This window comes from Mycobacterium sp. P7213, from assembly GCF_900604305.1.
Taxonomy (GTDB): Bacteria; Actinomycetota; Actinomycetes; order Mycobacteriales; family Mycobacteriaceae; genus Mycobacterium.
The window spans coordinates 37,992-57,234 of sequence record NZ_UWOA01000020.1 but is presented as its reverse complement, the minus strand read 5'-3'; the positions used below and the strand labels follow the sequence as shown (position 1 = coordinate 57,234).

18 protein-coding genes and 4 tRNA genes are annotated in these 19,243 nt (G+C 67.8%); 15 read left to right on the top strand and 7 right to left on the bottom strand.

Going from position 1 to position 19,243, the window contains the following annotated elements:
• Positions 1-102 precede the first annotated feature (102 nt).
• Both EJK91_RS09805 and EJK91_RS09800 read left to right on the top strand, forming a co-directional pair.
• Complete coding sequence (locus EJK91_RS09805; protein WP_024441591.1) at positions 103-759, top strand: DedA family protein; 657 nt, start codon at positions 103-105, stop codon at positions 757-759.
• 107 nt (positions 760-866) lie between these two features.
• On the top strand, positions 867-1,487 hold the full coding sequence (locus EJK91_RS09800) for an antibiotic biosynthesis monooxygenase (RefSeq protein WP_046300321.1): 621 nt from the start codon (positions 867-869) through the stop codon (positions 1,485-1,487).
• 24 nt (positions 1,488-1,511) lie between these two features.
• Here EJK91_RS09800 and EJK91_RS09795 read toward each other — a convergent pair whose 3' ends face one another.
• Together EJK91_RS09795 and EJK91_RS09790 are read right to left on the bottom strand one after the other, a co-directional pair.
• On the bottom strand, positions 1,512-3,017 hold the full coding sequence (locus EJK91_RS09795) for a carotenoid oxygenase family protein (protein ID WP_125078826.1): 1,506 nt from the start codon (positions 3,015-3,017) through the stop codon (positions 1,512-1,514).
• 157 nt (positions 3,018-3,174) lie between these two features.
• A tRNA-Val gene (locus tag EJK91_RS09790) sits at positions 3,175-3,246 on the bottom strand.
• A 159-nt stretch (positions 3,247-3,405) separates the two neighbouring features.
• Between EJK91_RS09790 and EJK91_RS09785 the strand changes: the two genes are divergently transcribed.
• From EJK91_RS09785 to EJK91_RS09760, 6 genes are all read left to right on the top strand, one after another.
• A tRNA-Gly gene (locus EJK91_RS09785) sits at positions 3,406-3,478 on the top strand.
• 30 nt (positions 3,479-3,508) lie between these two features.
• Positions 3,509-3,579 (top strand) — tRNA-Cys (locus tag EJK91_RS09780).
• Between the two features lie 17 nt (positions 3,580-3,596).
• Positions 3,597-3,671, top strand: a tRNA-Val gene (locus tag EJK91_RS09775).
• A gap of 440 nt (positions 3,672-4,111) precedes the next feature.
• Positions 4,112-4,699 carry a hypothetical protein gene (locus EJK91_RS09770; protein ID WP_125078825.1) on the top strand — a complete coding sequence of 196 codons (588 nt, stop codon included), beginning with the start codon at positions 4,112-4,114 and terminating at the stop codon, positions 4,697-4,699.
• A 39-nt stretch (positions 4,700-4,738) separates the two neighbouring features.
• Complete coding sequence (locus tag EJK91_RS09765) at positions 4,739-5,485, top strand: Clp protease N-terminal domain-containing protein (RefSeq protein WP_024441587.1); 747 nt, start codon at positions 4,739-4,741, stop codon at positions 5,483-5,485.
• 55 nt (positions 5,486-5,540) lie between these two features.
• Positions 5,541-6,077: a hypothetical protein gene (locus EJK91_RS09760; RefSeq protein ID WP_024441586.1), complete on the top strand. Its 537-nt coding sequence runs from the start codon at positions 5,541-5,543 to the stop codon at positions 6,075-6,077.
• A 74-nt stretch (positions 6,078-6,151) separates the two neighbouring features.
• Here EJK91_RS09760 and zapE read toward each other — a convergent pair whose 3' ends face one another.
• The gene (gene zapE / locus EJK91_RS09755; protein WP_046300303.1) at positions 6,152-7,237 is read right to left on the bottom strand and encodes a cell division protein ZapE; all 1,086 of its coding nucleotides are present in this window, start codon (positions 7,235-7,237) and stop codon (positions 6,152-6,154) included.
• Between zapE and EJK91_RS09750 the strand changes: the two genes are divergently transcribed.
• From EJK91_RS09750 to msrB, 4 genes are read left to right on the top strand one after another with little or no spacing between them, the layout of a single operon-like run.
• Complete coding sequence (locus tag EJK91_RS09750) at positions 7,236-8,018, top strand: pyrimidine reductase family protein (RefSeq protein ID WP_046300302.1); 783 nt, start codon at positions 7,236-7,238, stop codon at positions 8,016-8,018. The genes zapE and EJK91_RS09750 overlap by 2 nt on opposite strands.
• A gap of 10 nt (positions 8,019-8,028) precedes the next feature.
• Complete coding sequence (locus EJK91_RS09745) at positions 8,029-9,612, top strand: alpha/beta hydrolase (protein WP_125078824.1); 1,584 nt, start codon at positions 8,029-8,031, stop codon at positions 9,610-9,612.
• Positions 9,609-10,949: an arabinofuranan 3-O-arabinosyltransferase gene (gene aftC / locus EJK91_RS09740; RefSeq protein WP_125078842.1), complete on the top strand. Its 1,341-nt coding sequence runs from the start codon at positions 9,609-9,611 to the stop codon at positions 10,947-10,949. The genes EJK91_RS09745 and aftC overlap by 4 nt, the downstream gene beginning before the upstream one ends.
• A 9-nt stretch (positions 10,950-10,958) precedes the next feature.
• Positions 10,959-11,366 (top strand): peptide-methionine (R)-S-oxide reductase MsrB, encoded by a 408-nt coding sequence (msrB, locus tag EJK91_RS09735; protein WP_024441582.1) that lies wholly within the window; start codon positions 10,959-10,961, stop codon positions 11,364-11,366.
• A gap of 88 nt (positions 11,367-11,454) precedes the next feature.
• Here the strand turns inward: msrB and hemQ are convergent, their stop codons facing one another.
• The 3 genes from hemQ to hemE are packed head-to-tail and all read right to left on the bottom strand — an operon-like array spanning position 11,455 to position 14,599.
• Positions 11,455-12,156 (bottom strand): hydrogen peroxide-dependent heme synthase, encoded by a 702-nt coding sequence (gene hemQ / locus EJK91_RS09730; protein ID WP_024441581.1) that lies wholly within the window; start codon positions 12,154-12,156, stop codon positions 11,455-11,457.
• Between the two features lie 35 nt (positions 12,157-12,191).
• A complete protein-coding gene (locus tag EJK91_RS09725; RefSeq protein ID WP_125078823.1) occupies positions 12,192-13,556 on the bottom strand; it encodes a protoporphyrinogen oxidase in 1,365 nt (454 codons plus the stop codon).
• The gene (gene hemE / locus EJK91_RS09720; RefSeq protein ID WP_024441579.1) at positions 13,550-14,599 is read right to left on the bottom strand and encodes a uroporphyrinogen decarboxylase; all 1,050 of its coding nucleotides are present in this window, start codon (positions 14,597-14,599) and stop codon (positions 13,550-13,552) included. The genes EJK91_RS09725 and hemE overlap by 7 nt, the downstream gene beginning before the upstream one ends.
• A 325-nt stretch (positions 14,600-14,924) precedes the next feature.
• Between hemE and EJK91_RS09715 the strand changes: the two genes are divergently transcribed.
• The 3 genes from EJK91_RS09715 (at position 14,925) to EJK91_RS09705 (ending at position 17,302) form a co-directional block, all read left to right on the top strand.
• Positions 14,925-15,461 (top strand): DUF3000 domain-containing protein, encoded by a 537-nt coding sequence (locus tag EJK91_RS09715; protein WP_241178670.1) that lies wholly within the window; start codon positions 14,925-14,927, stop codon positions 15,459-15,461.
• 1 nt (position 15,462) lies between these two features.
• Positions 15,463-16,713, top strand: a complete 1,251-nt coding sequence (locus EJK91_RS09710; RefSeq protein WP_125078821.1) for an HRDC domain-containing protein — start codon at positions 15,463-15,465, stop codon at positions 16,711-16,713.
• A 160-nt stretch (positions 16,714-16,873) separates the two neighbouring features.
• Complete coding sequence (locus EJK91_RS09705) at positions 16,874-17,302, top strand: PACE efflux transporter (RefSeq protein ID WP_024441576.1); 429 nt, start codon at positions 16,874-16,876, stop codon at positions 17,300-17,302.
• Here the strand turns inward: EJK91_RS09705 and dxs are convergent.
• Complete coding sequence (gene dxs, locus EJK91_RS09700) at positions 17,283-19,196, bottom strand: 1-deoxy-D-xylulose-5-phosphate synthase (protein ID WP_125078820.1); 1,914 nt, start codon at positions 19,194-19,196, stop codon at positions 17,283-17,285. The genes EJK91_RS09705 and dxs overlap by 20 nt on opposite strands.
• Positions 19,197-19,243 lie beyond the last annotated feature (47 nt).

Below are 19,243 nucleotides of genomic sequence, written 5' to 3'. Positions count from 1 at the left end.
CGATCGATCGCAACGCCTGGGCAACGCTACTAGGTGACACATCTCCGGGCCGCCGACGGTCGTGACGGGCTTTCCTGGGCAACGTCAGGCATGCTTGGCCGCATGTCGGTGGATGTCCTTCTGTACTCGATCCCGCCCGTCTTGATCTATCTGCTCGTCGGCGCGGTCATCGGGGTAGAGAGCCTGGGCGTCCCGTTGCCGGGCGAACTCATGCTGGTCGGCGCCGCGCTGTTGTCATCGCGGCACGAGTTGGGGGTCGATCCGGTCGGTGTTGCGGTGGCGGCGGTGATCGGTGCGGTGATCGGTGACTCAATCGGCTATTCGATCGGCCGGCGATTCGGTATGCCGCTCTTCGACCGCCTGGGCCGTCGATTTCCGAATCACTTCGGCCCCGGCCATGTCGCCTTCGCCGAACGGTCCTTCGGCCGTTGGGGCGCCAGCGCGGTGTTCTTCGGTCGATTCGTGGCACTGCTGCGTATCCTGGCCGGCCCGCTGGCCGGGGCTCTGAAGATGCACTACCCGCACTTTCTGATAGCGAACGTGACCGGCGCGATTTTCTGGGCCGGCGGGACTACCGCCCTGGTGTATTACGCCGGCGTCGCAGCCGAACACTGGCTGTCCCGGTTCTCCTGGGTGGCGCTGCTGATCGCGCTGCTCGCCGGGCTGATCGCTGCCCTCGCACTGAAGGGCCGCGTCGGTGCCCAGATCGCGGAGCTAGATGCCCAACATCGAGCCCAGCGGGACCCCGTCACCGAATAGCCAGCGAATTGGTGGGCGAATAAGGGTTGTCCCCGCACCCAAGCGAGAGCATGGTGGAAGGGACCGGCGGCGCCGCCGGGGCGTCGCCCGATCACCCGGAGGCCCTTATGTTCGCGCGCGCAACCACCATTCACGCCCATCCGTCCTTCCTTGATGAGGGGATCACCCACGTCCGCGGCGTAGTGATGCCGACCCTGGCCGACATGGACGGCTGTGCGGGGATGTCAATGCTGGTCGACCGCGACGCCGGCCGGTGCATCGTCACCTCGTCCTGGCTGGATGAGGACACCTTGCGAGCAAGCGAGGCCGGCGCTCAGCAGATGTGCGACCGTGCCGCGGAGATCTTCCACGCCACTGCCGAGATCACCCGCTGGGAGATCGCCGCGGTGCGCCGTGATCACCGGTCTCGGCGGCACGCGGGTGTGCGCGTCACCTGGCTGCGGACCGACCCGGCGGGCTGCGAGCGGATGATCGACACCTACAAGCTGGCGCTGATCCCCGAGTTGGAGGATCTGCACGGTTTCTGCAGCACCACCTTGCTGGTGGATCGGCATTCGGGACGCGCGGTGTCGTCGGTCAGCTTCGACGACCGAGCGGCGCTGGTGGCCAGTCGCAGCAGCGAGCAGGGGATCTGGGCCCGCGCCGTCAATGACGCGGGTGCCGAGGTGCTCGAGGTCGCGGAATTCGATCTGGCGATAGCCCATCTCAACGTGCCCGAGATGGCCTGAGCTCCCGGAGGAGTTTGCTCTGGCCTAGCCGGGGCTGAAATTGCCGTGAAACCCCTGCGGGATGTGGTGGGTCAGCTGGGCGGTGGCAACGGGGCCGCGGTCGAGATCGCGCGCGTCGAAGATCACCAATCGTGACCTGTGCTGCGCGGCATGGTATTCCACGGTGAGCAGCCAACCGTCGTCCTCCGCGGTGGCGTTGGGCCGCGGGGTGAAGACGGGCTCGCAGAAGCTGTCGCCGGTCCCCTGGGCGGTGTAGGTGGTTTCGGTGCGCTCGATCAAGTCGAGCTTGGTGATCGAGTCGTAGAACGAGCCCAGTCGCCTGCGGCTGCTGACATAGGCGTATCGGTGCGGCCGTCCCTCGTAGCCGCCGTGGTGGCGGGGAAACTCGCAAGGCGTGTCACTCAACGGTTCACGGGTGACACGACCCGATGCGGTGATGCGGAATCGGGTGAACTCCGACCGGGCATCCACCAGGGTGCTGGTGTGAAATCGTGCGATGCGCTCCAGCAGCCGGCCGTCGGCGTAGGTGATCGAGTCGACGACCACATCGCTGCCGTCGTCGTAGGCATTGCTCAGATGGAACTGGAGCACGGGGTCGCACCCGACCTGGCGGATGTCACCGCCGTCGCGCGGGACCAGGATGAACGCGCTGCCACGCTCGGGTCGATAGTGCATGGCGTCGCCGAGCGGCTTGAGCCCTAAGGCGATCGGCACCGCGTCGGGAATGATCGGCGACACCAGGAACACCAGGTAGCGCTCCGTGAGCGCGAAATCGTGCACCATGGCGACGTAAGGCAGCCCCGCCGAGCGAAAGTGCGTCAGGCGTCCACGCACATCGGTGCGGTAGATGCGCAGGTGCGGCCGCGGGATGAATTCGACCCCGAAGTTGAACATCTCCCCGCTGCGGGGGCACAAGCTCGGGTGCGCCGAGTAGGAACCCATCCATCGCAGCCGCCCGCCGAATCGGCGAACGCCCCGCGTCTCCAAGGTGACGGGGTCGATCTCGTGTGGCGGACCGCCCTCCCACAGTGCATAAAGGTGGCCGGCATGCTCAACAATGTTGGTGTTGGCCAGATTTGGCGGGATCCTGCCGATGTTGGTCCGCCAGCCGCCGGCCGCGGCAGTGCCCAAGTGTCGGGTTCCCGTTTTGCCGAGGTAGTGGCGCGTGCGGACGTAGCGATTGCGGTAGTGCACGTTCCCGTCGCCGATGGTGAACGCCGAGACCATGCCGTCGCCGTCGAAGAGGTGATGCAGCGGCCGCCCGGTGTGGTCCTCCCACCGTCCGGGGCCATTGCGATAGAGCGTCCCAGCCAAGTCGGCGGGCAGCGATCCCTCGATCTCGGTGACGCGGTAGTCGTACTCGACGGGTTGCGGTTCACTGACTCCGAGGCTGCAGTAGTCGGCGTCGGCGAGGCCGGCGAGCCGTGCTGCCGCACAGTGCCGCTCGCCGGTCGTCAACGTCGCCAGATATCGCTCCAGGCCCGGGTGCGCGGCGGAGGCTGCATTCGGCGTCGGACTGTAGGACCTCACGGGAACTCCTCACCTAGCGGCGCTCGCCAACGAACCAAACTGAAGACGCAGCTGCAGATTAGTCTCAGTTTGAGCGCCGGAGCATCGACACCGTCGTTGACACGATCTGGCTTGCCACAAAACGAGAAAAGCCACCTGTCACCAGGTGGCTTTCTTGTGGTCCCGGCTGGGATCGAACCAGCGACCTTCCGCGTGTGAGGCGGACGCTCTCCCCCTGAGCTACGAGACCGGATGAACGAGGACGAACACTAGCACGCCGAACCCGCTAAGCATCAATGCGCAGGCCGCCTTTCGGGCGACTCGCCGCTCTGACATGCAAAGTTGTGTTGTCTCACATCAGTCGGCTAATGTTCTGCATCGCGCCGGGCGACGATCTCGCCCGAGGCACGCGGATGTAGCGCAGTTGGTAGCGCATCACCTTGCCAAGGTGAGGGTCGCGGGTTCGAATCCCGTCATCCGCTCGAGGGTGTCAAGTGGCATCAACCCCTTGCGGTGGAGTGGCCGAGTGGTGAGGCAACGGCCTGCAAAGCCGTGCACACGGGTTCGATTCCCGTCTCCACCTCCGTCCCAAGGCTCTAAGCGCGGTTAGCTCAGCGGGAGAGCGCTTCCCTGACACGGAAGAGGTCGCTGGTTCAATCCCAGTACCGCGCACCAGACTCAACACTGTGAAGACCCCTGCCGCCACCGCGTGACGACAGGGGTTTTTCCGTTTCGAACAACTAGGCCTTGTTCGCCTTTGAGCGCCATGCCGACGAGCGCGGTCACGATGGTGCCCCACACGCTGCCCCCGACCAGCCCCCCGAGGCCGCAACCGAGCAGACTCCCCAGCCCGCCCGSACGGGGACCTTTGCCGAGGTGTCGACTCTGTTGCTCCCGTGCGGGCCGCCGTAGCACCTGCGAGCAGCGAATCGAGCATCGCCCGGACCATCGCGGACGTTGCGCGGCTTTGTTAGCTGCATCCACAGACCGGATCACGCTGCACAAAGTCGCATTAGCGGCAGATCGAGCGGAATCCCGGGCCGGGACGAGGCCATCAGCCGGGAAGCACCACAATCGTTAGCAATGCACGAAGCGGGAATTGCGAAAGGTGGCCCATGAATCGACCCATCGCCGCCCTGTCGGTATTGGCCCTGGCCGCCGCCATGTCAGCGGCATGTTCGAGCCACACCGACTCGACGAGTGCGCCACCCGCGGCCGGCACCCTCAGCGGATCGAGCCCGGCCACCCCGAAACCTGCGGGGCACACCGGCGACACTCTGTCCCTGACCCGAGTCGATGGCAGCACCGTCACCGTCACCTTGGACAAGGTGATCGACCCCGCGACCATCACGCCCGGCCCCGGCGACCCGGGCATCAGTTACATCGCAACGCAGTTCACGATCGCCAACCCGGGAACCGCAACCATGAACGGCGACGTCAACACCAACGTCTGGGCGTTCGGTTCCGACGGGCAGCGCTACGCGCCGAATCTCAAAGATGTCGGCGAGTGCACGAACTTCGACGCCGGCATGTTCCACATCGCCCCCGGCGAGTCCGCGACCGGCTGCGTGGTGTTCGCCTTGCCTGCGGGTGTCAGCCCGGCGAAAGTCAGGTATGCCCCGTCATCCGGGTTCGCCGACGGCTTCGGGGAATGGCTGTTGCCCTCCCCCAGCCGTGCCGTCCCGTCCCCGGTCGTCAACTAACCGTTGACGATTCTCTAGCGTCAACCTAACGTTGACGGCATGGCCGATCCGACGCCGCTCGTGCCCTCCGTCCGCCTCGACGACCTGATCAACGCCATCACCGGCGTGCACGACGACGCCCTGAAGCGGTTGACCGATGCCGTACTGGCCGCCGAGCACCTCGGCGAAGTCGCCGACCATCTGATCGGGCACTTCGTCGACCAGGCGCGCCGATCAGGGGCTTCGTGGACCGATATCGGAAAGTGCATGGGCGTCACCAAGCAGGCGGCGCAGCAGAAGTTCGTCCCGCGTCCCGAGGTCGCCACGCTCGATCCCGAACAGGGCTTCGCCCGCTTCACCCCGCGGGCGCGCAGTGCCGTGGTTGCGGCCCAGAACGCCGCCCACCGAGCACGCAACACCGAGATCACCCCCGATCATCTGGTCTTGGGACTCCTGCACGATCCCGGCGCGCTGGCCACCGCATTGCTCACCGCGCAGCAGATCGACCCGCAATCCCTTGCCGCCGCCGTCACCCTTGAGCCCGGCGACACCGAACCGCCCGCACTCATCCCGTTCAACGGCCCAGCCCGCAAGGCACTGGAGCTGACCTTCCGCACCGCACTTCGCCTCGGCCACAACTACATCGGCACCGAACACCTGCTGCTGGCGCTGCTGGAAGCCGAGGATGGCACCGGCCCCTTACACCGTGCCGGCGTCGACCGGGGCCGGGCCGAAGCCGATCTGGCTCGAGCACTGGAGGCGATCACCGTGAACCCGGCCTCCCCCGGTCCTGAAACCGCGAACTGACCCGTCAAACCCCAAGGCCGCTGCACCCGCGATCTCGATGTGCCATCATGCCCAGATGCACCGCTGGATTCTGGCCCTGGTCACTTCCGTCGTCACCGCGTTGACTGCCCTGATTGCGCCGGCCGCCGGGTACGCCACGCCGACCACCACCCCGGAAGCGCCGATCGGTCGCCTCGGCGACACGCTGCGCATCTCCTACCACGATGAGGCATTCGGCCCGATCGTCGCCGACGTCACGGTGCATGACGTGGTGCCCAGCGAGATCCCCCCGGGCTGGGGCGCGAACGGCTCGCCGCGCTGGCGCAACCAGGGCGGGCCGTGGCGGGCGAACGTGACCGTGCACCCGATCTCGGTGCCCAACCCCTACATCATGGCGGCCTCAGTCACCTTCGACGGTGTCACGCCCGGCGGCGACGCATACGTGGCCAAGCACACCGATGACCCGACCACCCTGGACGCGGTGCTTACCAACGCTCCCGCGGGCTCCACCGTCGACGGTGGCGTGTACTGGGACGTCTACCGCGGCTTGGTCACCCACGTGGTGATGCTGTCGCGCAATACCGGCCTGCGCCTGGCCCAATGGAATCTGTGAGTCCTACGTCGAGGCTCGCTAACCCCCGGGTTTGATGCGGTGGTCCAGCGTCGCCTCTCCTACGTCGAGGCTCGCTAACCCCCGCTGCTGAGCGCAAGCAGCCGGGAGGTGGCCCGCAGGTACTTCTTGCGATAACCGCCCGCCAGCATCTCGGCGCTGAAGATCTGGTCGAGTTTGGCCCCGGACGCCACCACCGGAATGCCCGCGTCGTACAGACGGTCGGTGAGAGCGACCAACCGCAGTGCCACATTCTGATCGTCAATGGGGTGCGCACCGGTGAGAAACACCGCGGTGACCCCCTCGATCAGAGTCAGGTAGCGCGACGGATGCATGGTGGCCAGGTGGACACACAGCCCGTCGAAGTCGTCCAGTGTCGCCCCGGGGCTCGCCGCTGCGCGCTGCGTGACCTGTTCCGCTGAGGGCGGTTCGGGCGCCGGCGGCAGATCCCGGTGCCGATAGTCCGGACCGTCCACGCGTACCGGGGTGAAAATACTTGCCAGCGCACTGATCTCGCGTAAAAAGTCCTGCACCGCGAAACGACCTTCGCCGAGCTGCTCAGGCAACGTATTCGAGGTCGCGGCAATCGAGACCCCGCGCGCCACCAGCTCCGACAACAACCGTGACACCAGGGTGGTGTTGCCCGGATCGTCGAGTTCGAACTCGTCGATGCACACCACGGTATAGCCGCCGAGCAACTCGATGCACTCGGTGAAACCGAACACCCCGGCCAACTGGGTCAGCTCCATAAACGTCGCAAATGCCGTGCCAGGCGCCTGCCCAGCGCCATCGCCGGCGCCGGTGATCGTGTGATAGATCGAGGCCAGCAGGTGCGTCTTGCCGACACCGAAACCGCCGTCGAGGTAGATACCCACTCCCGGCAACACCTCACGCTTGCCCAGCAGCTTGCGCCTTCCGGCGCGCCGGGTCACGGCCTGCGCGCAGAACGCGGTGCACGCGGTCACCGCGGCCGCCTGGCTGGGTTGCGCCGGGTCTGGCCGGTAGCTGGCGAAGCTGGCACCCGCGAACGTCGGCGGCGGCTTGAGCTGCGCGATCAACCGTTCTGGGGATACCGCCGGATGCCGGTCCACCAGATGGTCTATCGACTCGGCGGCTGGATTGGGCACGCACGAACTGTAGTCACATGGTGCAATCGAGGCCATGTCCGACCTCACCGCAGACCCCGGATTCATCCTGCTGGGCTCCACGGCGCCCGTCGACGACGCCGAACTGGGCCGGCTGTACGCCTATCCCGAAACCGACGCGCCACGCGTGTGGCTGCGCGCCAATTTCATCGGCAGCATCGACGGCGGCGCAACGGTGGCCGGCACCTCCGGCGGGCTGGCCGGAGCCGGTGATCGATCCTTGTTCATGCTGCTGCGGGCGCTGGCCGACATCGTGCTGGTCGGCGCGGGCACGGTCCGAGTCGAGAACTACGGCGGAGCGCGGCTCGGTGTTGCCCAACGCCAGGGCCGCCGTGACCGCGGACAGTCCGAGCTACCCCGGCTGGCGATCGTCACCCAGTCCGGGCAACTGGACCGAGACCTGCGGGTGTTCAACGACACTGAGCTGGCACCGCTGGTGTTGACCTGTTCCGCGGTCGCCGACGACACCCGGCGGCGGTTGGCCGGTTACGCCGAAGTACTGGACTGTTCGGGCGATGACCCCGGGCGGGTCGATGAAGCCGTAGTGCTGGCCGAGCTGGCGCAGCGCGAGCAGTTCCGGGTCCTCACCGAAGGCGGCCCGACCCTGCTGGGATCGTTCATCGAGCGAGAGCTGCTCGACGAGCTGTGCCTGACCATGGCCCCCTATCTGGTCGGTGGCCTGGCCCGCCGGATCGCCACCGGCCCGGGTGAGCTGACGACGCCGATGCGATGTGCGCATCTGCTCTCCGACGAATCCGGCTACCTCTACGGCCGCTACGTCAAAAGCGCGCGCCTATAAGGTGAACGGCATGACCAGCTCTTCGAGGTTCGCCCGGATCGCGGTGGTGACGGCTGCCGTCGTGCTGGCCGGGTCCGCGCCCCTGCTGGCCGGTTGCGCGCCCGGGCTGGCCGCCGACCCGCGTTTCGCAACCAACTCCGGCGCGGGACCCCAGGGGCAACCGGAATCCACCTCGGATCACGCCGGGCCGCCGCCGGTGGAGGTGCCCAAGAACGACCTGCCGTGGCATGACTGCACCGCCCGGGTCTTCGGCGACGCCGCGGTTCCCGCCACACCCGGGGTGCGGCTGGACTGCGCCAGTTACGACGCCGACGTCGACCCACTCGGCGGCGGCTCCGGGTCGATCGGCATCGGGGTGGTGCGGGCGCGCTCCGTGCAGACCCCGGGCGATGCCGGTCCCGTCGTGTTCACCACCGGCTGGGACCTGCCGTCGTCGCTGCAGCTGCCGATCTGGCTGGCGCGGGCCGGCGCGGACGTGCTCAAGAGCCACCCGATCGTCGCCGTGGACCGGCGCGGCATCGGGATGTCCAGCCCGGTGGATTGCCGCGATCGCAGCCAGCGCGACGAAATGTGGAATCAGGCGCAATTCGCCCCGGGCGACGACCCGGTGGCCAGTCTCGGCACGGTCACCATGGAAGCCACCACCGACTGCACCGACTCCATCTCGCCGGGTGAATCCTCCTACGACAACACCCACGCCGCCACCGATCTCGAACGGCTACGCAGCATTTGGGACATCCCCGCGCTCGCGCTGGTCGGCATCGGCAACGGCGCTCAGATCGCCCTGGCCTACGCCGGTTCGCATCCCGGGAAGGTGGCCCGGCTGGCACTGGACTCCCCCATCCCGCTCGGAGTCGCCGCCGAGGCCGCGGCCGAGGAACGGGTCAAGGGCCAGCAGGCGGCCTTCGAGGCGTTCGCCGCGCAGTGCGTCGCGGTGAGCTGTGCACTGGGTCCGGATCCGAAGGGTGCGGTCAACGCGGTGCTGGACTCCGCCCGCTCCGGGCAGGGTCCCGGCGGCGCCTCGGTGGCCGCGGTGACCAATGCGATCGTGACGTCCCTGGGTTATCCCACCGGCGATCGCGTCAACACCACCAACGAGTTGGCCAAGGCGCTGGCCTCGGCCAATTCCGGCGACGCCAACCTGTTGAACAACCTGATCAACCGGGCCCAAGGCACCACCGGCAGTGACGGCCACTTCATCAACTCATGCGCCGACGCGCACAACCGGCCTACGCCAGACCGGGTCCGGGAACTGGTGGTCGCCTGGGGCAAGGAATACCCGCAGTTCGGCACGGTCGGCGCGCTGGACATGGCGCAATGCCTGAGCTGGCCCAGCAGCAGCACCCCGGACCTGCCCAAGGAACTCAAAATCGATGTGCTGCTGCTGGGAGTGCAGAACGATCCGATCGTCGGGGAGGAAGGTGTGGCGGCCACCGCCGCGGCCGTCATCAACGCCGGATCGGCCAGCAAGCGGGTGATGTGGCAGGGCATCGGCCATGGCGCCGCGGTGTATTCGGCGTGCACGCTGCCGCCCCTGATCGGCTACCTCGACAGCGGCAAGTTGCCCGACACCGACGTCTACTGCCCGGCCTGACCCGGACTCCTGAGTCCGGTCCGGGGTACGGTTCGCTGGTGACGGCAGCCGACTCCTTGACACACCGGGCGGGCAGCGCCCTACAGGCCGCGTTCCGGCCCCCCACGTCCCCGCCGAGCACCGCCACCGTACTGCGTTCGGTGCTGTGGCCGGTGGCCATCATGTCGTTGATCCATCGGGCCATCATCCTGCCGCTGAACGGCAACATCACCGATGACTTCAAACCGGTGTACCGGGCCGTGCTGAACTTCCGGCACGGCCTGGACATCTACAACGAGCACTTCGACTACGTCGATCCGCACTACCTGTACTCCCCCGGCGGCACCCTGCTGATGTCACCGTTCGGGTATCTGCCGGAGACCCTGTCGCGCTACACGTTCATCGCCACCAACACGATTGCGATCGTGCTCGCCGCCTACCTGCTGTTGCGGATGTTCGGATTCGGATTGAGCTCGGTGGCCGCGCCGGCCCTGCTGGCCGCGATGTTCCTCACCGAAAGCGTGAGCAGCACACTGGTGTTCACCAACATCAACGGCGTGATTCTGCTGGCCGAAGTGTTGTTCCTGCGTTGGCTGCTGGACGGCCGGGAGAGCCGCCAGTGGTGGGCCGGTGTCGCCATCGGGCTGACCATCGTGGTCAAACCGGTGCTGATACCGCTGCTGCTACTGCCGCTGCTGAGCCGGCAGTGGCGGCCGTTCGTCGGGGCGATAGCGGTGCCGGTGTTGTTCAACGTGGTGGCGTTCCCGCTGGCCAGCGATCCGAAAAGCTACTTCACCCAGACGGTGCCCTACATCATGGGCACCCGCGACTACTTCAACTCCTCGATCCTGGGTAACGGCGTGTTCTTCGGGCTGCCGTCGGGTCTGATCCTGTTCCTGCGGGTGCTGTTCACTGTGTTGGCCGCCGTCAGCCTGTGGTTGCTCTACCGCTACTACCGCACCCGCGACCCCCGGTTCTGGATGCTGACCTCGTCGGGTGTGCTGCTGACCGCGTCGTTCCTGGTGCTGTCACTGGGGCAGGGCTACTACTCGATCGTGCTGTTCCCGTTCCTGATGACCGTGGTGCTGCCGAACTCTGTGCTGCGCAACTGGCCGGCGTGGCTGGGGGTCTACGGCTTCATGACCCTGGACAAGTGGCTGATCTTCCGGTGGATGAACATCGGACGACCGCTGGACTACCTCAAGATCACCTACGGCTGGTCACTGCTGCTGATCGTGATCTGCACGGTGCTGTGTTACCGCTACCTGGACGCCAAGGAGCAGGGCCGCCTGGATGACGGGATCGATCCGGCGTGGCTGACGGCGGAGCCGGGCGCAGCGGGTCACCGCGAACGCTAACGTGGAGGCATGACCTCTCCCAAGGTGTCGCTCACCGACGACGAGTGGCGCGCGAAACTGACCCCCGAAGAGTTCGCGGTGCTGCGCCGCGCCGGTACCGAACCGCCCAACACCGGCGAATACACCGACACCACCGCCGAAGGCGTCTATGAATGCCGGGCGTGCGGTGCCGAACTGTTCCGCAGCACAGAGAAATTCCCTTCTCACTGCGGTTGGCCCTCGTTCTTCGACCCGGCCGATTCCGACGCGGTGATACTTCGCTCTGATGACTCACTGGGGATGCGGCGCACCGAGGTGCTGTGCGCGTCCTGCCACAGCCATTTGGGCCACGTGTTCACCGGCGAGGGTTACCCCACCCCCACCGACCAGCGCTACTGCATCAACTCGATTTGTCTGCGGTTGGTGCCGCCGTCCTGACGAACGCGTCGCGTCCTGAACACCGAGCCTGTTGTTACCGTGGCCACCACCTAGCACTTTCCCGCGCTAACTACAGCTTCGAGGGCCGCTACGGCAGCGACGCCACCAGTTGGTCTACCTCGACCCGGGGGCCGGTGAAGAACGGGGTTTCCTCCCGGGCATGCAACCGGGCCTCGGTGTTGCGCAGATCGCGCATCAGGTCGACGATCCGGTCGAGTTCGGGCGCCTCGAACGCCAGAATCCACTCGTAGTCCCCCAGGGCGAACGCGGGCACGGTGTTGGCCCGCACATCCTTGTACTCCCGGGCCGCCATGCCGTGCTCGGCCAGCATCCTGCGGCGGTCCTCTTCGGGCAGGACGTACCACTCGAGCGACCGCACGAAGGGGTACACGCAAACGTACGCACCTGCCGGTTCACCGGCGATGAAGGCCGGGACATGACTGCGGTTGAACTCGGCCGGCCGGTGCAACGCCACGCTGCTCCACACCGGCGCGCAGGCCCGGCCCAGTGCGGTGCGGCGGAACCCGGCGTAGGTGGCCTGCAGATCCTCGATGCGCTCGGCGTGCGTCCAGATCATGAAGTCGGCGTCGGCGCGCAGACCGGCGACGTCATACACCCCACGGACCACCACGCCGCGCTCTTCCTGCTGCTTCAAGAAGGTGGCGACCTGGTCGGCGATCGCCTCTCGGGTCTGCGAACCCGCGTCGAGTCCACTCGGATTCACCGAGAACACCGAGAACATCACGTAGCGGAGAGTGGAGTTCAGCTTGTCGTAGTCGAGGTGCGCCATGGCCCATATGCTGCCACGATGCGCTGTGAAGTTCGCTAGGGCGCCGGGGTGGCGCTGATCACGGCCGCTACGGCCCGGTCGGCCGCGGCGATGCAAGCCGGCACCCCGATGCCGTCGAGGTAGTTGCCGGCCACTGCCACGGTCGGTGGCAGCGCGGCGCGCAGTCCGGTGACCAAAGCGGCATGGCCGGATCGATATTGCGGCATCGCCGCAGGCCAGCGTTGCACGCGCACGTCGATAGGGTCCACCGTGAGGCCGAAGACGGCTTCCAGGTCCTGCACCGACCACGCCACCAGTTCCGCATCCGAGGCGCTGGTGCGGGGGTCGCCGAACCGACCGAAGGACAACCGCAGCACCTCGACCCTGCCGCCGTATCCCCGGTCGCCCCATTTGCGCGATGTCAGAGTGATCGCCTTGGCGTGCAGTCGTTCCCCGGTGGCAACCAGCACTCCGGAGTTGTTCGGGAACGCCGCACCGGCGGGTACCGCCATCGCCACCACCACCGAGGACGCGCTGCCGATCCGGCTGGCCGCTGCCGATGCACGCGGCGCGAAGCCGGTGGCCAACCGGGCCAGCACGGGGGCGGGCACCGCGACCACCACCCGGTCGGCGCGATGATGCCCGCCGCTGGCGTCTCGTAACAGCCAGCCATCGCCGGTCGGGTCGATCTGGGTCACCGCCGACTGCACCCAGCGCGGCCTGGCGCTGCGCACCAGCGCGTTGACCAGCACTTGATACCCGCCGGTGATCGCCCCGAACACCGGCCTACCAGTGGTCGTGGGCAGTGCTCGCCGCACGGCCTCGGTCAGACTGGACGCACCCTCATCGAGCAGGGTGGCCAGGCCCGGAACCGCCGAGCGCAGCCCGATGGTCGCCGCCGAACCCGCATACACCCCGCCGATCAGCGGATCCACCGAGCAGGCGACCACCTGTGCCCCGAATCGGTCGGCCACCAGCGCTCCCAGAGCCGGATCACTGCCCGGTTCGAACGCCAACGGCCGGGTGGGCTCGCTTGCCATCCGGGCGAGAGTTCCGTTGTCGACCAGCCCAGCCATCGACTCCGGCGACGACGGAATCCCGCTCAGGGTGTCCGGCGGCAACCGATGCAGCAGCCGGCGGCTGTAGAGCAACGGCCGCACTCCGGTGGTACTGCGCTGCCGATCGGCCAAACCCAGCTCGGCCAGCAGTACCGGTACTTCGGGCCGGCGGGCGATGAACGCCTCGGCACCCACGTCCACGGCCATCCCGCCCAGGGTCTCGGTGCGCAACAGCCCCCCGAGCCGGTCGGCCGGATCGAAAATGGTGATGTCGACTGCGTCGCCGAGTGTCGCCCGCAGGCGGTGGGCGGCGGCCAGACCGGAGATTCCGCCCCCGACGACGCAGTACGACGTGGTCACAATGAATGAACCAGCGAGACCAAGTCGGTCAGCACCCCCGGGTCGATCTCCGGCAGCACGCCGTGGCCGAGGTTGAACACGTGCCCCGACGCCCCGGCCGCGACAGCGGCACGCCCGTCGGCGACGACGGCCTTGGCGGCACGCTCCACGGCGGGCCAGCCCGCCAGCAGCACCGCCGGATCCAGGTTGCCCTGCAAAGCCCGACCGGCGCCCACTCGGGCGGCGGCGTCGGTCAGCGAAGTACGCCAGTCCACACCGACGACCGTGGCGCCGGCGGCGGCCATCTCACCCAAGAGCTCACCGGTCTGCACTCCGAAGTGCGTCATCGGCACCTCCCGGTCGGCGAGTGTGGCGAACACCCGGGCACTGTGTGGCGCCACGAAGCGCCGGTAGTCGGCCAGGCACAGCGTTCCGGCCCAAGAATCGAACAACTGGATGGCGTCCACGCCGTGGTCGAGCTGCACCGTCAGAAACGCGATAGTCAAGTCCGTGAGCCGGGTCATCAACTCATGCCAGGTGTCCGGATCGGCCAGCATCATCGCCTTGGTGCGGGCATGGGTGCGGCTGGGGCCGCCCTCGACCAGATAGGAGGCCATGGTGAACGGCGCGCCGGCGAAGCCGATCAGCGGCACCGTTCCGAGCGCGTCCACCAGCAGCGATACCGCCGCCGCGACGGCTGTCACCTGCTGTGGTTCCAACGGCCGCAGGGCGGCGACGTCGGCCGCGGTGCGCACCGGGTTGGCGATCACCGGGCCGACATTGGGCACGATGTCCAGATCCACCCCGGCGCCGCGCAGCGGCACCACGATGTCGGAGAACAGAATCGCCGCATCGACGTCGTGGCGACGGACCGGCTGCAGCGTGATCTCGCAGACCAGTTCGGGGTCAAAACAGGCCGCCAGCATGCTGTGCTGGGCCCGCAGCTGACGATATTCCGGCAGGGATCGGCCGGCCTGGCGCATGAACCAGACCGGTATCCGGTCGGGTTGCCGGCCGGTAGCGGCGGCCAGGTACGGGGAATCAGGCAGTTCACGACGGGCACTCATCGAGCTCAATGCTGCCACGCCGGGTTGCCGCAGGCCGAACCGTGCCGTTTCCTGCGGCGGTCCCGGCTTCCCCTCGCCTCCGCCGACCCTCGCCGAACCGTGCCGTTTCCTTCGGCGGTCCCGGCTTCCCCTCGTGCCGTTTCGGCGCGCCTGTCTGCGCCGATCGGCGACGGGGGTTAGCGTGAGATTCGGTGACCCGCGTCGCGGCGGTGCGCAACAGAGTCCTGTGTGCCGGCCGCCGGCGGCGTGGCGCACGGCAATCAGTTAAGGAGCGGCACCAGTGACATCAGCCGAGCCTGCACCCTTTCGGGAAGCGGTGGCAACGATGCACGCCGCGACCGTGCGGTCGGAAATCGAGCTGGGCCCGATCCGGCCGCCGCAGCGCCTGGCACCCTACAGCTACGCGCTGGGTGCCGAGGTCAAACATCCCGAGACCGACTTCGTCCCGAAAGACTCCGACGGCGACGCCTTCGGCCGGCTGATCCTGCTGTACGACCCCGACGGCACCGACGCTTGGGACGGCACCATGCGGATGGTGGCCTTCATCCAGGCTGACCTGGACCCGCACGAGGCAATCGACCCGTTACTGCCCGAGGTCGCCTGGAGTTGGCTGGTCGAGGCGCTGGGCGCCCGCACCGAGCACGTGACCGCATTGGGTGGCACCGTGACCGCCACTACGTCGGTTCGGTACGGCGACATCTCCGGCCCGCCGCGGGGGCATCAGTTGGAGCTGCGCGCGTCGTGGACCGCCACCACCCCGGAGCTGGGCACCCATGTCCAGGCGTTCTGTGAGGTGCTGGAACACGCCGCGGGCCTACCGCCGGTCGGGATCACCGATCTGAGCTCGCGAACCCGCGTCTGAGATGTCCGACCAGACCACCGAACCGGCCGTCACCGAAGAGCCCGAGCTGACACCACTGCCGCATCCTGCCGATGGGGTGCCGGAGGTGTCGGTCACCCGCAGGCAGATCGATGCCGCCGCCGGCCTGCTGGCAGGCGGCCACGGTCCGTTCGCCGTGGACGCCGAGCGGGCGTCGGGTTTCCGCTATTCCAACCGGGCCTACCTCATCCAGATACGCCGAGCGGGAGCCGGAACGGTGCTGATCGATCCGGTCGGCGCCGGCGAGGACCCCGCTGCCCTGCTGCGGCCGGTGGCCGAGGTGCTCGACGACGACGAGTGGATTCTGCACGCCGCCGACCAGGACCTGGCCTGCCTGGCGGAGGTCGGCATGTGGCCCAAGGCGCTCTACGACACCGAACTGGCGGGACGGCTGGCCGGCTTCGACCGGGTCAACCTGGCCGCGATGGTGCAGCGACTGTTGGGACTGGGCCTGGCCAAGGGCCACGGCGCCGCCGACTGGTCGAAACGACCGCTGCCGGCCGATTGGCTCAACTATGCGGCTCTCGACGTCGAGGTGCTCATCGAACTGCGCCAGGCGGTCGCGGAGGTACTGTCCGAGCAGGGCAAAACCGATTGGGCGGCACAGGAATTCAATCACGTCCGGGTAACCGACTTCACCACGACCACGCGCCGGGACCGCTGGCGGCGGACGTCGGGTATCCACAAGGTGCGCGATCGGCGCGGCTTGGCCGCCGTCCGAGAGCTCTGGACGGTCCGCGACCAGATCGCAGCGCGCCGTGACATCGCGCCCGGACGCATCCTGCCCGACTCGGCGATCATCGCCGCTGCCGTCGCCAACCCCACCACCGTCGAAGAGCTGCTCGCCCTGCCGGTCTTCGGCGGACCCAATCAGCGGCGCAGCGCATCGACCTGGCTGGCAGCGCTGGCCGCGGCGCGTGACAACCCCGAGCCGCCGGAAGCCGGCGAGTCCACCAGCGGCCCACCGCCGCCAACGCGCTGGGCGCGACGCAAGCCCGAGGCCGCCGCACGACTGGAGGCCGTCCGCGCCGCGCTGGGTGCGCTATCCGAGCAGGTGCACGTGCCGACCGAGAACCTGCTCACCCCGGACCTGGTGCGCCGGTTGTGCTGGGATTGGAAACCGGCGGCGCCGAACGCGGCAGCGGTGATCGAGGAGTTCTTGGCCGCCGGCGGCGCGCGCCCCTGGCAGCGCGAGCTGACGGTGCCGGTGCTGGCACAGGCTCTCGGCACCTAGCCGGGCCGAACTCTCGGCAGCCGTGGCCCGGCGCAGCGGTTGCTAGACTTGTCTGTGGAGCAAGCCGTATTCACGTTTCGGCCAGTGCTTCTCACGTCACGCTGACCGTGGACGCGAACCGTCAAGGACTTCCCATGGTTGATTTTCCTGGGAGGACCTCGTGTCACCAATTTTTCGTCGCATCGTCTACGTCAGCAGCTACGAGCTTGTCGCTGTTGCGCTGACCACCTTGGGATTGACCCTGCTGGGGTTCGGCAGCGGCGGTTCAGGTGCCGTCGCGGTGGCGGCATCAACAGTCGCGGTGGTGTGGAACTACGTCTGGACCACCCTCTTCGAGGCATGGGAGCGCCGGCAGGACTCCGCGACCCGCACGGTGGGCCGCCGGATCGTGCACGCCATCGGCTTCGAAGGTGGCCTGGTGGTGCTGTTGTTGCCGATCGTGGCCGCGCTGTTGAAGGTCTCGCTGGCGCAGGCGTTCGGTCTTGAGATCGGCCTGCTGGTGTTCTTCCTGGCCTACACGTTCGTGTTCGCCTGGTTGTTCGACGCGGTGTGGCCGCCGGTCAGGGCAGCTAGTCCAGCCGCTCGCTGACCTCGGCGACGCAGTTGGTGGCGCCCATCGCCGCCACCCAACCGGTGATCTGGCGGGCCACATCCTGAGCGGTCAGGCCGACCTCGGCCAGCAGCTCACCGCGCGAGGCGTGCTCGTAGAAACGCTGCGGCAGCCCTACGTCACGGCAGGGCACGTCGATGTCGGCACGCCGCAGGGCCGCCGAGACCGCCGAGCCGATACCACCGGCCACGCCATTGTCCTCGCAGGTCACCACCAGCTTGTGTGCGCCGGCCAGATCGACGAGCACCTCCGGCACCGGAAGCACCCAACGCGGGTCGATCACCGTCACCCCGATGCCCTGGTTGTGCAGCCGGTCGGCCACCGCCAACGCCATGGGCGCGAACGCGCCGACCGCGACCAGCAGGACGTCTTGGGGCAATCCGTCGGCCGGCAGCGCTAGGACGTCCACCCCCGAGCGTCGCTCGATGGCGGGAATGTCTTCGCCCACATCGCCCTTCGGGAATCGCAAGGCAGTGGGCCCGTCATTGACGTCGAGCGCTTCGCCGAGGGCTTCGCGCAGCCGGATGCCGTCGCGGGGTGCGGCCACTCGGATACCGGGCACGATCCCCAAGATCGACAGATCCCACATGCCGTTGTGACTGGCACCGTCTGGCCCGGTGATCCCGGACCGGTCCAACACCAGCGTGACCGGTAGCTGGTGCAGTGCGACATCCATCACAAGCTGGTCGAAGGCACGGTTGAGGAACGTCGAATACACCGCCACCACCGGGTGCAAGCCGCCCATTGCCAGCCCGGCCGCGGACGTCATCGCGTGTTGCTCGGCGATCCCGACGTCGAACATCCGGTCCGGAAAGCGCTGTCCGAACGGCGCGAGCCCGGTGGGACCCGGCATCGCGGCGGTGATGGCGACGACGTCGCGGCGCTTGGTGCCGTACTCGATCAGCGCGTCGGAGAACACCGCCGTCCAGCCGCGCCCCGCGGTTTCAGTTGCGTAACCGGTCAGCGGATCGATCACCCCGCAGGCGTGCATCTGCTCGGCCTCGTCGTTCTCGGCCGGGCCGTAGCCCTTGCCCTTTTGCGTGACCACGTGAACGATCACCGGCCCGCCGAACCCCTGCGCGCGGCGTAGCGCGGATTCCACCGCGGCCTCGTCATGACCGTCGATCGGCCCCAGGTATTTCAGGCCCAGATCGGTGAAGAGTGCCTGCGGCGCCAGCGCATCTTTGAGACCCGCTTTGAAGCTGTGGATCACCTGGTAGCCGAGTTCTCCAACGACCGGCACCCCGCGGATCGCGGTGCGGCCCCGCTCCAGTAGTCGCTCGTAGGCGGGCTGCAACCGCAGCGCGGCCAGATGGTCGGCGAAGCCACCGATGGTGGGCGCGTAGCTCCGGCCGTTGTCGTTGACCACGACCACCACCGGTCGGTTGCCTGCGGCGATGTTGTTGAGCGCCTCCCAGCACATCCCGCCGGTCAGGGCGCCGTCACCGACAACGGCCACCACATGCCGGTTGCGGTGCCCGGTCAGCTCGAAGGCTTTGGCCAGGCCGTCGGCGTAGGACAGCGCCGAGCTGGCGTGACTGGACTCCACCCAGTCGTGCTCGCTCTCGGCGCGCGACGGGTAACCCGACAGTCCGCCCCTTTTGCGCAGGGTGTCGAAGTCGCGGCTACGCCCGGTCAGCATCTTGTGCACGTAGGACTGATGCCCGGTGTCGAAGATGATCGGGTCATGTGGGGAGTCGAACACCCGGTGCAGCGCCAAGGTCAGCTCCACCACACCCAGGTTGGGGCCCAGATGCCCACCGGTCGCGGCGACCTTGTGGATCAGGAACTCACGGATCTCCGCCGCCAGATCGGTCAGTTGAGCCTGCGAGAGGTGCTGCAGATCGGCGGGGCCGCGGATCCCTTCAAGCATCCGGCCAGTCTACGCATGGCTGCGGGCACCCCCCGTATGGTCGTCGT

What these genes read in the sequence shown, in the direction of transcription:
- EJK91_RS09805 (WP_024441591.1), top strand. Translation starts at nt 103, where the DNA reads ATGTCGGTGGATGTCCTTCTGTACTCGATCCCGCCCGTCTTGATCTAT.
- EJK91_RS09800 (WP_046300321.1), top strand. Translation starts at nt 867, where the DNA reads ATGTTCGCGCGCGCAACCACCATTCACGCCCATCCGTCCTTCCTTGAT.
- EJK91_RS09770 (WP_125078825.1), top strand. Translation starts at nt 4,112, where the DNA reads ATGAATCGACCCATCGCCGCCCTGTCGGTATTGGCCCTGGCCGCCGCC.
- EJK91_RS09765 (WP_024441587.1), top strand. Translation starts at nt 4,739, where the DNA reads ATGGCCGATCCGACGCCGCTCGTGCCCTCCGTCCGCCTCGACGACCTG.
- EJK91_RS09760 (WP_024441586.1), top strand. Translation starts at nt 5,541, where the DNA reads ATGCACCGCTGGATTCTGGCCCTGGTCACTTCCGTCGTCACCGCGTTG.
- EJK91_RS09750 (WP_046300302.1), top strand. Translation starts at nt 7,236, where the DNA reads ATGTCCGACCTCACCGCAGACCCCGGATTCATCCTGCTGGGCTCCACG.
- zapE (WP_046300303.1), bottom strand. Translation starts at nt 7,237, where the DNA reads ATGGCCTCGATTGCACCATGTGACTACAGTTCGTGCGTGCCCAATCCA.
- EJK91_RS09745 (WP_125078824.1), top strand. Translation starts at nt 8,029, where the DNA reads ATGACCAGCTCTTCGAGGTTCGCCCGGATCGCGGTGGTGACGGCTGCC.
- msrB (WP_024441582.1), top strand. Translation starts at nt 10,959, where the DNA reads ATGACCTCTCCCAAGGTGTCGCTCACCGACGACGAGTGGCGCGCGAAA.
- hemQ (WP_024441581.1), bottom strand. Translation starts at nt 12,156, where the DNA reads ATGGCGCACCTCGACTACGACAAGCTGAACTCCACTCTCCGCTACGTG.
- hemE (WP_024441579.1), bottom strand. Translation starts at nt 14,599, where the DNA reads ATGAGTGCCCGTCGTGAACTGCCTGATTCCCCGTACCTGGCCGCCGCT.
- EJK91_RS09715 (WP_241178670.1), top strand. Translation starts at nt 14,925, where the DNA reads ATGCACGCCGCGACCGTGCGGTCGGAAATCGAGCTGGGCCCGATCCGG.
- EJK91_RS09710 (WP_125078821.1), top strand. Translation starts at nt 15,463, where the DNA reads ATGTCCGACCAGACCACCGAACCGGCCGTCACCGAAGAGCCCGAGCTG.
- dxs (WP_125078820.1), bottom strand. Translation starts at nt 19,196, where the DNA reads ATGCTTGAAGGGATCCGCGGCCCCGCCGATCTGCAGCACCTCTCGCAG.